Annotated in this window: 9 protein-coding genes and 1 riboswitch; of the genes, 6 read left to right on the top strand and 3 right to left on the bottom strand. The window is 64.1% G+C overall.

All coding sequences use genetic code 11. The features are described 5' to 3' along the window. Positions 1–2: 2 nt before the first annotated feature. Genes AB4Y77_RS18490 through speB form a run of 3 tightly spaced genes read right to left on the bottom strand, consistent with a single transcriptional unit; the run spans position 3 to position 4041 of the window. A complete protein-coding gene (locus tag AB4Y77_RS18490; RefSeq protein ID WP_442014933.1) occupies positions 3–1523 on the bottom strand; it encodes an aminobutyraldehyde dehydrogenase in 1521 nt (506 codons plus the stop codon). A gap of 59 nt (positions 1524–1582) precedes the next feature. Next, on the bottom strand, positions 1583–3022 hold the full coding sequence (locus tag AB4Y77_RS18485; RefSeq protein ID WP_442014932.1) for a purine-cytosine permease family protein: 1440 nt from the start codon (positions 3020–3022) through the stop codon (positions 1583–1585). Beyond that, on the bottom strand, positions 3019–4041 hold the full coding sequence (gene speB, locus AB4Y77_RS18480; RefSeq protein ID WP_442014931.1) for an agmatinase: 1023 nt from the start codon (positions 4039–4041) through the stop codon (positions 3019–3021). The genes AB4Y77_RS18485 and speB overlap by 4 nt, the downstream gene beginning before the upstream one ends. Positions 4042–4228: 187 nt before the next feature. Between speB and AB4Y77_RS18475 the strand changes: the two genes are divergently transcribed. From AB4Y77_RS18475 to AB4Y77_RS18450, 6 genes are all read left to right on the top strand, one after another. Then, entirely contained in the window at positions 4229–5764 is a 1536-nt protein-coding gene (locus AB4Y77_RS18475; protein ID WP_442014930.1) for a PucR family transcriptional regulator, read from the top strand. Positions 5765–5839: 75 nt separating this feature from the next. Beyond that, a riboswitch (glycine riboswitch) is annotated at positions 5840–5938 on the top strand. Between the two features lie 149 nt (positions 5939–6087). Further along, on the top strand, positions 6088–8949 hold the full coding sequence (gene gcvP / locus AB4Y77_RS18470) for an aminomethyl-transferring glycine dehydrogenase (protein ID WP_442014929.1): 2862 nt from the start codon (positions 6088–6090) through the stop codon (positions 8947–8949). A gap of 11 nt (positions 8950–8960) precedes the next feature. After that, the gene (gene gcvT / locus AB4Y77_RS18465) at positions 8961–10097 is read left to right on the top strand and encodes a glycine cleavage system aminomethyltransferase GcvT (protein ID WP_442014928.1); all 1137 of its coding nucleotides are present in this window, start codon (positions 8961–8963) and stop codon (positions 10095–10097) included. Between the two features lie 24 nt (positions 10098–10121). Then, positions 10122–10505 carry a glycine cleavage system protein GcvH gene (gene gcvH / locus AB4Y77_RS18460; protein WP_311212365.1) on the top strand — a complete coding sequence of 128 codons (384 nt, stop codon included), beginning with the start codon at positions 10122–10124 and terminating at the stop codon, positions 10503–10505. Further along, on the top strand, positions 10502–11821 hold the full coding sequence (gene glyA / locus AB4Y77_RS18455) for a serine hydroxymethyltransferase (RefSeq protein ID WP_442014927.1): 1320 nt from the start codon (positions 10502–10504) through the stop codon (positions 11819–11821). The genes gcvH and glyA overlap by 4 nt, the downstream gene beginning before the upstream one ends. Positions 11822–12181: 360 nt before the next feature. Next, positions 12182–13380 (top strand): L-serine ammonia-lyase (locus AB4Y77_RS18450; RefSeq protein ID WP_442014926.1); only part of this gene is annotated, 1199 nt, incomplete at its 3' end.

Here is a 13380-nt window from a genome sequence, read left to right as displayed (position 1 = left end):
GCTTACGCGCCGTGGTTGATCATGACGTGCTTGGTGCGCGAGTAATCATCCAGGGCGTAGAGCGAGAGGTCGCGGCCGTAGCCGGAACCTTTGAATCCGCCCCACGGTACCTCGCACGCCAGGACAAGGTGCGCATTGACCCACACCGTGCCGAAGTCCAACTGCTTGGGAATGCGGAGGGAAAGGCTTGAATCGCGCGTCCACACCGAGGCTGACAGGCCGTACGGGCTCTCATTGGCGCGGGTGACGGCTTCTTCGGTAGTGCTGAAGGTTTCCACCGTGACCACGGGGCCGAAGATTTCGTGCGTGGCGATGTGTGCGCCGGCGGGCACGTTGCTGATGACCGTGGGCTCGATGAAGTAGCCGGGTCCTTCCAGTGCGGAGCCGCCAAGAGCGATGTTGAGCCCGGCGGCACGCGCCTCAGCCAGCGATTCCTTGACCCGCTCAAAGTGCGGGAGGGAGATCATGGGGCCGATTTCGACGTCGTCGCCGGCGTCGGGAGCGCCGACCACCAGGGTGCTGGCCTCCCGGACCAAGTGCTCGGTGAACTCTTCGGCCACGGACTCGTGGACCAGGACGCGGCAGGCAGCACCGCAGTCCTGGCCGGCGTTCCAGTAGCCGGCGTTGCGGACGCCGGCAGCGGCGGCGCGGAGGTCGGCGTCGGGGAAGACCACAACGGGAGCCTTGCCGCCGAGTTCCAAGTGGACGCGTTTGACGGATTTCGCGGCGGTTTCGGCCACGGCCTGGCCACTGATGACACTTCCGGTCAGTGCAACCAAGGCAATGTCGGGGTGTTCCGACAGGCGCTGGCCCACGGTCCGGCCACGGCCTGTGACGACGTTGAGGATGCCGTCCGGAATGCGTCCGGCCAGCACTTCCACCAGCTTCAGCGTGGACAACGGGGTCTGTTCGGAGGGCTTGATGACAATGCTGTTTCCGGCCGCGAGGATGGGGGCGATCTTCCATGCAGCCATCAGCAGCGGGTAGTTCCATGGGGTGATGACACCCACCACGCCCACCGGTTCGCGCAGGATCACTGAGGTGTGGTCCGTGGCGTAGTCACCGCCGGCCATGGAGGTCAGGGTGCGTGATGCTCCGGCCATGAAACGGAAGGTGTCGATGGTGCTGGAGACATCGTCCTCAGAAACGGCGTGAGGCTTGCCGGTGTTGGCCGACTCGATGGCCTGGAACGCTTCCCGGTTCTCCTCAATGATGTTCGCAATGAGGTTCAGGACATCCGCGCGTTCCTTCGGGGTGGTGGCACCCCAGGTCTTTTGGGCCACGACGGCGGCGGCAACAGCGGCGTCCACGTCACGGGCGGTGCCCGCCTGGACGGAGGCAATGACGTGCTCGGTGGTGGGATCCACGACGTCGATGGAGTGGCCTGAGGAACCGGGGACAAAGGAACCGTTGATGAAGTGGCCTGCCGGAGGCAAAGGCAGCCGCAAAGGAAGTTGCTGGGGGAGAGAGGTGTTGAAGGCGTCTGAGCGTCGGACGGTGAACTGTTCGGTCTGGGTGGTCATGGTGATTCGCTTTCAGAGGAGGGCTGGTCAGATGAGGACTGGTCAGGGGGAGTGACTGGTCAGATCAGGTCTGGGGTGAGCGCAGTGGCTGGAAAGGGAGCGGCTTCTGTCTTCTTGCCGAAGACGCGGGCCGCGAAGTAATAGAGGGGAGCGACCACGACGAGGCCGACGATCCAGGAGATGTCCACGCCACCCATAGCGGCGGCCAGAGGGCCTGTGTAGATGGCGGTTGCCGAGAAGGGCACCTGGATGAGGGCGCCTGCTATGTAGGAGCCGATGGCGACCCAATTGAACCGCCCGTACACGCCGCCGTCGCGCTTGAAGAAGTCTTCAACCCGGTACTCGCCGTGCCGCAGAAGGTAGTAGTCCACCAGGTTGATGGCCGTCCACGGCACCAGGACGTACATCAGGAAGGACAGGAAGTTGGTGTAGAAGAGGATGAAATTGTCGCGGGCAAAGAGGGCGATGGAGACGGCGACGACGAAGAGGATGATCGCGGCGATGCTGCGGGTCTTGGCTCGCGGTAACCAGGAGGGCTTGAACGTCTGCCCGATGGTGAGGGTGCACAGGACGCCGCAGTACAGGTTCATGGCGTTCGAGGCCGCTACGCCCAGGCAGAAGATGCCCACGATGATCAGGGTCCACGGCTGGAGCAGGGCTCCCAGGCTGCCGACGATTTCGACGTCGCCGGTGCTCATGGAGACGGCGAGCGTACCCACCAAAGCGCCAAGGATCATGGGGAACAGCGTTCCCAGCACGCAGCCTGAGTAGGAGGCCCAGAATGCCGGAGCGGAGCCAGTGCCCTGCGGCATGTAGCGGGAGTAGTCGGAGACGTAGGGGGCGTAGGCCAACTGCCACAGGGCGGAGACGGAGATGGTGCCCATGAAGCCCACCCAGTTGAAGTTGCCCGTCTCCAGGAAGTTCCCAGGCAGTCCGTGAACTATCAGGATCCAGCCGAAGGCAAGCAGCAGGGCCAGGCCGGCCGCGACGCTCAGGACGCGAGCATAGGCGTGGATGAGGCGGTAACCGAAGATGGTGGCGATCACGCTGACCACCCCGATGATGATGATTCCGGCGTCGACGCTGATGCCCGGGCTGACGGCGGCCATCGCTTCACCCCCGAATACGAGGTTTGCTGCGAAGAAACCGACGTACATGACCACCACGATGACCACGATCAACAAGGCCCCGAAGGAGCCGAACTGGCCACGGGTCTGGATCATCTGCGCCACCCCCAGTTGCGGGCCTTGGGCCGAGTGCAGCGCCATGAAGATGCCGCCCACTACATTGCCGATGATGATGCCCACGATCGCCGGGACGAAGCCGAGGCCAAACACCGTGGTGGCGAGTCCGCCGGTCACGATGGTCATGATCATGATGTTGGAGCCGAACCAGATGGTGAACAGGTCCCGGGCCTTGCCGTGCCGCTCGTTGGCGGGGATGGGCTGGATGGTTTTGTCCTCCAACCGGGGAACCTCAGTTGTTGGTGCGGTGCTCATGATGCGGTCCGGGATGCTGAAGCGAGTTCACGAACAACAGCGGCGTCTGCTTTGCTGCGGTTCACCATCAGCCCCAGAAGGTCGAACACCAGGGTGGCTGCGGCAACCGTGGTGATGTCAGCGTGGTCATACGCCGGGGCGACTTCCACGACGTCGGCGCCCACGATGTTGATGCCGTTCAGTCCGCGGAGCAAGGCCAGGAGTTCGCGGGAGTGGAGCCCGCCCATTTCCGGGGTGCCCGTGCCGGGGGCGAAGGCCGGGTCAAGGACATCAATATCGATGGAGACGTACACCGGCGTATCACCGAGCCGGTCCTTCACCCGCTGGATGGCCGCCGGAACGCCGATCACATCCAGGTCCGAGCAGCGAATGATCTGGAACCCGAATTCGTGGTCCCGGAGGAAGTCGTTGCGGTCATAAACCGGGCCGCGGATGCCGACGTGCATTGACTTGTCCTCCACCAGCAGTCCTTCCTCGAACGCCCGCCGGAAAATAGTGCCGTGCGTGATGGGCTGGTCGAAGTAGGTATCCCAGGTGTCGAGGTGGGCGTCGAAGTGCAGCAGCGCCACTGGACCGTGGACCTTGTTCAGGGCCCGCAGCATGGGAAGGGCGATGGTGTGGTCACCACCGATGGAGATGAGTCGCTTGTCCCCGCTGAGCCCGTTGCCACCGCTTATCAGGGGCAAAGCCTGCTCTTCGATCTCTCGGACAGCCCGGGAGATGTCATAAGGGGTGCAGGCGATGTCGCCGGCGTCCACCACCTGGGCCTCGTACACCGGTTCAACGTCGAGCTCCGGGTGGTACCCCGGACGGAGGAGGCGGGAGGCCTCGCGGACTGCGGAAGGGCCGAAACGGGCGCCGGGCCGGAAGGAGGTTCCGCCGTCGAACGGTACGCCGACAATCGCAATGTCGTAGTCCGGAACACGGTCGATCTGGGGGAGGCGGGCGAAGGTACCGAGTCCTGCATACCGGGGGACTTTGGTTGCGTCGACAGGGCCGATGGGCTGGTGGGTTGTCATTGACGGATCCTTGGGTTGAGGGGTGCTCGCCGTTGAGCGGGAAGTAAGTAATTCCATTCTTGGTGACGCGGATCACTCCGGATAGCGCTACATTGACTACAAATAGTCGAGGCGTTTAGACGAATGTCTAAGAGCCGCTACTTGCGGCGCTGAATCAGCCGTCAACGTACAGAACGGAGTGCTGGAGATGGCAATAACTGTGGCCGAACTCGTGGCTGAACCGCAGCTCGGCCTCACGCTCCTGGCGGGATCGGCCGGCCTGGACAACCGGATCACCTGGGCCCACACCTCGGACCTGCCCAGACTGTGGGAGTGGGTGACGGGCGGCGAGCTCATGATGACCAATGGCCTCTCCATTCCCCCCGACGCCCACGGGCAGGTGGCGCTTGCCGAGGCGTTGATGGACAGTGGTGCCAGCGCGTTGGCGATCGGCGAAAAGATGCACGCACCGCCGCTTGCGGACGAGTTCTTGGAGGCTTGCAACCGGCTCCCACTGCCCCTGATCAACATCCCGTATCCGCTGCCGTTCATCGCCATCGCCCGCTCGGTGGCCGAGTCCTCCTTGCTCGAAGAATCCCGTCGGCTGCGGCAGACGGCCCGCGTTTACGATCTCCTCCGCACCGCCGGAGCCTCCGAAGACCACTGGCAGAGCCTGGTCCAGCGGCTCGCCACCGAACTCGACGCGGACCTGTTCGTGGTGGACCGCCGATGCCTCCATCCCTGGCACCCCGATGGGCACGCACTCCCGGTGTTCCTCGCCGAAGAGTGGGCTCCGTTGTCCGGGCAGGTTGGCCTGGCGGGCAAGAACTTCCAGTGGCACCGTATCCGCGGCAGGCATGTGCTCACCATGGACATTCCCACCCACGCCAACGCGCTTCTGGTAGTGCTGCCCAACAGCGAACCGCACCCGGACGCCGTCGTACTTCTTCACGCCGCAACCGTGCTGGGACTGCAGCTTTCGCGCATCGTTTTGTCGCTGGAAAGCCGCCACCGGCTGGCCGGCGAGTTCCTGCTGCAAGCCATGGACGGACGCTTGGGCGCAGCGGAGATGGAGAGCCGGCTCGCAGCTTTTGAGGTTCCGCCCCAAGGTTTCCTGCTCGCCTCCATGACGGCGGGTGCCGGAGGCCGAACGGCGGCCGCCGCGGATAAAGCAACGGACGACGGCGGCAGGCTGGCTAGCGTGCACATCGAACTGTGGCGGCACGGGGTTGCGTCGGCGTCGTTGAAGCGGAACAACAGGCTTCACGTGGTGGTCCCCGCAGACGTGCCGGACAGCGTCCTGGTGCACTGTGCAGGGGAAGATGCGGCGATCGGAATCAGCGCGCCGGCTACCGTGGCAAACATCCAGCGTGCGCTGCAGGAGTCCCTGTGGGCGCTCGGTTCGGCCCGTGCGAACAGGGTGGGGCTGGCCCGTTATGAGCAAGGCCCATCGTGGCTGGGGCTCACCAGTTTTGAGGAAGGAACCGCGCTGGTCAGGCGGCTGCTGGGCCCAATCTTCGACTACGAGCAGGGCCAGGAAGGCGATCTCATTCTGACGCTGAGGACCTATTTGGACTCACAGCGGTCGTGGCAAAAGACCGCGACGGCGTTGTTCGCGCACCGGCAAACCATCATCTATCGGATGCGGAAAATCGGCGAGCTGACGGGGCTGGACATGGGTGAAACGTCCACCGTGGCCCAGCTGTGGTTCGCCCTGCAGATCCACGAAGCGATGCATCAGTAGTCACACCTTGCTTGCGCTTTTTCAAAACAACCAGCTATGGTGTGAAGCGTGTCACTCATGGTGATGCAACGCTTTTGATCTGCGGCGGGAGAGTCCTGCCGGTACATCCAGTCAGGCGCCGTAGGAGCAAATCCTCCCCAGGAATCTCTCAGGCCCATGTACCGCCGCGGTTAGGCAACTCTGGAAAGCAGCCCGGGAAACCGGGTTCACCGACGGTGCAAGCAGGCAACCATTCCTGCGGAATCTCTCAGGTCCAATACAGAGCGGGGAGGAACCCCACATCATCGTGGCGCTCACTGGGCGCCTGAATCATGGAGTTCCTCTTGACTGTTCAATCAACCCCCACCGCCTTCGCGGACCGGCACATCGGCGCTCGCCGCCAGGCCGACGTTGACACCATGCTCAAGGCCATCGGCTACGACTCTGTCGACGGCCTGGTAGATGTCGCCGTCCCCGATTCCATTCGCCAGGAAACTGCCCTGAGGCTTTCGAGTGGAAACGACGCCCTCACCGAGGTGCAGGTCCTCGCCGAGCTCCGCAAGCTCGCTTCCAAGAACAAGACCGCTGTCCAGATGATCGGCCAGGGCTACTACGACACCGTGACGCCCCCGGTGATCCGCCGCAACATCCTGGAAGCTCCGGCTTGGTACACGGCCTACACGCCGTACCAGCCGGAAATTTCGCAGGGCCGCCTCGAAGCGCTGCTCAACTTCCAGACCATGGTGCAGGATCTTACCGGTCTTCCTGTAGCCAACGCCTCGTTGTTGGATGAAGCCACCGCCGTTGCCGAGGCTGTGCTGCTGATGCGCCGCGCCAACAAGTCCAAGATTGCCAAGGACGGCAAGACTGTCCTGGACGCTGATCTCCTCCCGCAGACCATCGCCATCGTGAAGGGCCGGGCCGAGGCGCTGGGCTTCGAAGTCCAGATCGCCGACCTTTCGGCTGGCCTTCCCGACGGTGACATCAACGGCATCGTCCTGCAGCAGCCCGGGGTTTCCGGCCGCGTGTTCGACCACTCCTCTGTGATTGCCGATGCCAAGGAACGCGGTGCGCTGGTCACCGTCGCCGCAGATTTGCTGGCGCTCACCCTCATCACGCCCCCGGGCGAACAAGGTGCGGACATCGCCGTCGGAACTGCGCAGCGCTTCGGTGTTCCGCTGTTCTTCGGCGGCCCGCACGCTGCCTACATGGCCGTCCGCGAAGGCATGGAGCGCACGCTTCCCGGCCGCATCGTGGGCGTCTCCAAGGACAACGCCGGCGTCCCCGCCTACCGCCTGGCACTCCAGACCCGCGAACAACACATCCGCCGCGAAAAGGCCACGTCCAACATCTGCACCGCGCAGGCGTTGCTCGCCATTGTTGCCTCGATGTACGCGGTGTACCACGGCCCCGAGGGCTTGAAATCGATCGCCGAAACCGTCCACGGCCACGCCCGTGTTTTGGCTGCGGCCTTGCAGAAGGCCGGCCGCGAACTCGTCTCCGAGTCCTTCTTCGACACCCTCACTGTCCGTGTCCCGGGCAAGGCTGACAAGGTCATCGCAGCCGCCGACGCCCGCGGCATTAACCTGCGCCTCATCGATGCTGACACCGTTGGCGTCTCCGTTGATGAAACCACGACGCCGGAGGTCCTCTCCGCGGTGGCTGTCGCCTTCGGTGCCGGCCCGGTAGGGGACGCATCCGGGTTCGAACTGCCCGCTGACGTGGTCCGAGTGAGTGATTTCCTGCAGCACCCGGTGTTCAACACGCACCGTTCCGAGACGCAGCTGTTGCGCTATATCCGCAAGCTGTCGGACCGGGACCTCGCACTGGACCGCACCATGATCCCGTTGGGTTCGTGCACCATGAAGCTGAACGCCACCGCTGAGATGGAGGCGATTTCCTGGCCGGAGTTCGCCTCCATCCACCCGTTCGCTCCGGACCACCAGACAGCGGGTTGGCGGGAGCTGATCGAGGACCTGGAAGCGGACCTCACCGAGATCACCGGCTATGACCAGGTTTCCATCCAGCCGAACGCGGGGTCCCAGGGCGAACTCGCCGGACTGCTGGCTATCCGCGGTTACCACCTGTCCCGCGGTGACGAGCAGCGTACTGTCTGCCTGATCCCGGCGTCGGCCCACGGCACCAACGCGGCGTCTGCTGTGCTGGCGGGGATGAAGGTTGTTGTGGTGGCCACGGCTGCTGACGGCACCATTGATCACGCGGATCTGGCCGCGAAAATTGAGGCCCACCGCGAAGTGTTGTCGGCCATCATGATTACCTACCCGTCCACGCACGGTGTGTACGACGCCGACGTCCGCGAGGTCTGCGACGCGATCCACGCCGCCGGTGGCCAGGTCTATGTTGACGGCGCCAACCTGAACGCGCTGGTTGGTCTGGCCCAGCCGGGCAAGTTCGGAGGCGACGTGTCCCACCTGAACCTGCACAAGACCTTCTGCATCCCGCACGGCGGCGGCGGACCCGGTGTTGGCCCTGTTGCTGCGAAAGCCCACCTGGCTCCGTTCATGCCGGGCGACGCGAACAAAGCGTCCCATGAGGAAGGCCACGGCGTTGCCATTTCCGCCTCACGCTACGGCTCCGCCGGTGTCCTGCCGATTTCCTGGGCCTACGTGAAACTCATGGGTGGGCAGGGCCTGACGGAAGCTACCAAGTCGGCGCTTCTTGCGGCCAACTATGTTGCCTCCCGCTTGGATGAGCACTTCCCCGTCCTCTACACGGGCGAAGGCGGACTTGTGGCTCACGAGTGCATCCTGGACCTTCGTGAGCTGACGGCCCGCACGGGTGTTACAGCCGAGGATGTTGCCAAGCGCCTGATCGACTTCGGCTTCCACGCCCCCACCCTGGCGTTCCCGGTGGCGGGCACGTTGATGGTGGAGCCGACGGAGTCCGAGGACCTGGCCGAGATCGACCGTTTCATCGAAGCCATGATCACTATCCGCGCCGAGATCGAGCAGGTCGCCAGCGGTGATTTCACTGTTGAGAAGTCGCCGCTGCGCAACGCACCGCACACGGCTGCCGCCGTCGTCAGTTCCGACTGGGGGCGTGACTATCCGCGTGAGCAGGCAGCGTTCCCCGTCCACCACCTCAAGCAGGACAAGTACTTCCCGCCGGTTGGTCGCATTGACGGCGCCGCAGGTGACCGCAACCTTGTGTGCTCCTGCCCTCCCCTCGAAGCCTTCGAAAACTAAGGACTCCTGACATGTCTGAGAACTACACAGCCCTGTACGAGCAACACAAAAAGGCCGGCGCATCGTTTACGGACTTCGGCGGCTGGCAGATGCCCCTGAAGTACGAGTCCGAGCTCGCCGAGCACCACGCCGTCCGCAAGTCTGCGGGCCTGTTCGACCTCTCCCACATGGGCGAAGTGTGGGTTACCGGCCCCGACGCGGCTGCCTTCCTGGACTACGCGCTGGTGGGCAAGCTGTCCGCGATCGCCGTGGGCAAAGCGAAGTACTCGCTGATCTGCAACAACGATGGCGGCATCATCGACGACCTCATTACCTACCGTCGCCCCTCTCCCGGGGAGGGCGTGGACAAGTACTTGGTGGTCCCGAACGCGGGCAACGCCAAGGTGGTGGCCGCGGCGCTGCTGAAGCGTGCGGCAGGTTTCGACGTCGTGGTGGAAGATGCCTCCGCGGAGACTTCGCTGATCGCGGTGCAGGGCCCCAACGCCGAAGCCATCCTGCTGAGCCTGGTTCCCGCCGATCAGCACGCGCTGGTCACCGAGCTGAAGTACTACGCTGCGGTTGAGGTGTCCATCAATGGGCAGGAGTTGCTGCTGGCCCGCACCGGCTACACCGGCGAAGACGGCTTCGAGATCTACGTCCCGAACCTCGACGCCCCGGGCCTCTGGGAAGCACTGCTCGAAGCCGGCGAAGGCCGCGGCCTCATCCCAGCAGGCCTCGCAGCCCGCGACTCGCTGCGCCTGGAAGCCGGCATGCCGCTCTACGGCAACGAGCTCTCCGTCCACATCAACGCCTACACCGCAGGCCTCGGCCCCGTTGTTTCCCTGGCCAAGGAAAGTGACTTCATCGGCCGCGACGCACTCACCGCCATCAAGGCAGCCGGCGTCGGATCCACCATCGGCCAGAAGCTGGTGGGTCTCAAAGGAACCGGCCGCCGTGCCGCCCGCGGACACTACTCTGTCCTCAAAGACGGCTCGCTCATCGGCGAAGTCACCTCCGGCCAGCCGAGCCCCACGCTCGGTTACCCGATCGCCTTGGCGTATGTCGACGTCGAGCATTCAGAGCCGGGCACCGTCGTGGAGGTGGACTTGCGAGGCAAGGCCGAACCGTTCGAGGTAGTCGCCCTGCCGTTCTACAAGCGCCAAAAATAAGCAGACCAGAGGTAAGGAATCGGAATGAGCAAAGTAGTTGCCGAGCTGAAGTACTCGGCTGAGCATGAGTGGGTTGCCGTCGATGGTGACGGGCCTGTGGGGGTCGGGATTTCTGCGGTTGCCGCTGATGCCCTGGGTGACATTGTGTATGTGGACCTGCCCGAGGTTGGTTCCACGGTGACCGCTGGCGAGACCTGCGGCGAGGTGGAGTCCACCAAGTCGGTCTCTGACCTGTACTCGCCCGTGACAGGGGAGGTGACCGAGATCAACGACGCCGTTGTCAGCGATCCGGCGCTTATCAACAACGACCCCTATGGTGCGGGTTGGCTGTTCAAGGTGGCCGCCACGGAAGAAGGGCCGCTCATGTCGGCCGAAGAATACGCTGCAACGAACGGTGGAGAACTGTGAACCCGGTGTCCGTAACTGAATACCAGCAGGTGGTGTCGGCGTCGTTGGACGCCCAACTGTCCGAGCTGGATCCTGAGATCGCCGCGAAGATCGACGACGAACTGGGTCGCCAGCGCGACGGCCTGGAAATGATCGCCTCGGAGAACCACACGGCCGTCGCCGTGATGCAGGCGCAGGGTTCGGTGCTGACGAACAAGTACGCCGAGGGTTACCCGGGCAAGCGCTACTACGGTGGCTGTGAGCACGTCGACGTGATCGAGCAGCTCGCGATCGATCGCATCAAGGCATTGTTCGGTGCGGAGTTCGCGAACGTCCAGCCGCACTCCGGTGCCCAGGCCAACGCCTCGGTGATGCACGCTCTCATCAAGCCCGGCGACACCATCATGGGCCTCAACCTCGCCCACGGCGGGCACCTGACCCACGGGATGCGGATCAACTTCTCCGGCAAGCTCTACAACGTGGTCCCCTACGGCGTTCGCGAGGACACCCACACCGTGGACATGGCCGAAGTTGAGCGCCTGGCCCAGGAACACAAGCCTGCACTGATCGTGGCCGGTTGGTCCGCTTATGCACGGCAGCTGGACTTCGCTGAATTCCGGCGCATCGCCGACTCCGTGGGCGCCTACCTGATGGTGGACATGGCCCACTTCGCCGGGCTCGTGGCAGCCGGTCTCCACCCCTCGCCGGTCCCGCACGCGCACGTCACCACGTCCACCACGCACAAGACCCTCGCCGGTCCGCGTGGCGGCATCATCCTCTCCAACGACGCCGACATCGCCAAGAAGATCAACTCGGCCGTGTTCCCAGGCCAGCAAGGCGGACCGCTGGAGCATGTGATCGCGGGCAAGGCCGTGGCGTTCAAGATCGCCGCCTCGGAAGAGTTCCGTGAACGCCAGGAACGCGTCCTCGCAGGTGCCCGCATCCTCGCAGAGCGACTCGTCCAGCCCGACGTCGCCGCCAAGGGCATCAGCGTGGTCTCCGGTGGAACGGACGTGCACCTGGTCCTCGTCGATCTCCGCAACTGCGAACTCGACGGCCAGCAAGCCGAAGACCGCCTCGCCACCATCGACATCACCGTCAACCGCAACGCCGTCCCCTTCGACCCCCGCCCGCCCATGGTCACGTCCGGGCTGCGCATCGGTACCCCGGCGTTGGCGACGCGCGGCTTCGGCGAAGCAGCCTTCCGCGAAGTGGCAGACATCATCGCCGAGGCACTGATCGCCGACGCCGACGCGGACCTTTCCGGGCTGCGTCACCGCGTTGATGTGCTTGCGAAGGCGCATCCGCTTTACCCGGGAGTCGCGGACCTGGGCTAGTAGCCCGTCGGGTTCGCCCATTCGGGTTCGGTGGCCCGTTGGGGCCGACATCCTCCGCGGGCTCGGTCGCATAGGCATCCGCTGGGCGGATGCGATGTTCCCTTGGACGCCCGCTTCCGGATGCCGGCCCCAAGGGTCCCGGCCGGGTTGCACAGAGTTGGGTTGCACAGATGGGGCACGACTCGCGGGTTCGCTTGGTTGTCAGTGGATCCAGCTGCCGGGGGGGCGCAGTGAAGCCCCGAATCGGCGAAAGGTGGCGCCGGAGTCGGCGTCCGGGTTGATGGTTTGGGGTGTGGGGTCCGCTCCGTTTGTTGGGGGCGGGGCGGGTTCAATGTTGTTTTACTTAGTGAGGAAATAGCCATGGCCGTTGGGGTCTTCGATCTGTTCTCTGTAGGCATTGGTCCGTCGAGCTCTCATACTGTGGGGCCGATGCGCGCCGGAGCGGTGTTTGCCCGTGAGCTTCGTGAGTCCGGAGTGCTTGAATCCGTTGCCGGTTTGCGGGTTGATCTGTACGGCTCGTTGGCCGCAACCGGTAAGGGACACGGCACCTTCACGGCCGTTCTGCTGGGGCTGGAGGGATACGACCCCGAGGAGATCCTGCCTGACGAGGTGGAGGAGCGGCTGGCTTCCATTGAGGAGACGGGAAAGCTCAACCTGGCCGGCGGCACGCTCCTTGACTATGCGGTGGAGGATATGGTGTTGCATCCGTTGACGGTGTTGCCGCGGCATACGAATGGGATGAAGTTTGCTGTCTCTGATGCTGAGGGGAACATCGTGCGGGAGGCGACGTTCTTTTCGGTCGGTGGCGGGTTCATTGTCCGTGAGGGTGAGGAGAACGCCGCGCAGCAGGAGTTGGAGGAGTCCAAGAAGGAGTTGCCGTTGCCGTTCCGGACGGCGGCGGAGTTGTTGGGCCGGTGCCAGTCCAAGGGTTTGGGGATCAGCGACATCATGTTCATCAATGAGCGGGCGTCCCGGTCCGAGGAGGAGATCCGGGAGGGTTTGCTGCATATCTGGTCGGTGATGGAGGCCTGCGTTGAAACCAGTTTGAAGCGCGAGGGTGTGCTTCCTGGTGGGTTGCGGGTCCGGCGTCGTTCTCCTGACTGGTTGGAGCGGCTGCTCAAGGAGGACAAGGACCGGAACGATCCGAAGTATTGGCAGGAGTGGGTGAACCTGATCGCCCTGGCGGTGAACGAGGAGAACGCCTCCGGTGGCCGGGTGGTGACGGCGCCGACCAACGGTGCGGCGGGGATCATCCCGGCGGTGCTGTATTACGCGTTGAATTATGCGCCGGGCATGGATAAGGCCAGCCAAAAGGATAAGGACGATGTGGTGGTGAAGTTCCTGCTCACTGCCGGTGCTGTGGGTGTGTTGTATAAGGAGCAGGCGTCCATTTCGGGTGCTGAGGTGGGGTGTCAGGGTGAGGTGGGGTCGGCGTCGTCGATGGCTGCTGCTGGTTTGGCTGAGGTGATGGGTGGTACTCCGGGGCAGGTGGAGAACGCTGCGGAGATCGCGATGGAACATAATCTGGGGTTGACGTGTGATCCGATCGGGGGGTTGGT

Source organism: Paenarthrobacter sp. YAF11_1 (assembly GCF_052113445.1).
Classification (GTDB): domain Bacteria; phylum Actinomycetota; class Actinomycetes; order Actinomycetales; family Micrococcaceae; genus Arthrobacter.
The sequence above is the reverse complement of the archived record's forward strand: the minus strand, read 5'-3'. Positions and strand labels throughout refer to the sequence as shown.

Bases quoted from the DNA above. Each gene is read 5' to 3' on its own strand.
- gcvT (WP_442014928.1), top strand. From the start codon at position 8,961: ATGTCTGAGAACTACACAGCCCTGTACGAGCAACACAAAAAGGCCGGC.
- gcvH (WP_311212365.1), top strand. From the start codon at position 10,122: ATGAGCAAAGTAGTTGCCGAGCTGAAGTACTCGGCTGAGCATGAGTGG.
- speB (WP_442014931.1), bottom strand. From the start codon at position 4,041: ATGACAACCCACCAGCCCATCGGCCCTGTCGACGCAACCAAAGTCCCC.
- AB4Y77_RS18490 (WP_442014933.1), bottom strand. From the start codon at position 1,523: ATGACCACCCAGACCGAACAGTTCACCGTCCGACGCTCAGACGCCTTC.
- AB4Y77_RS18475 (WP_442014930.1), top strand. From the start codon at position 4,229: ATGGCAATAACTGTGGCCGAACTCGTGGCTGAACCGCAGCTCGGCCTC.
- AB4Y77_RS18485 (WP_442014932.1), bottom strand. From the start codon at position 3,022: ATGAGCACCGCACCAACAACTGAGGTTCCCCGGTTGGAGGACAAAACC.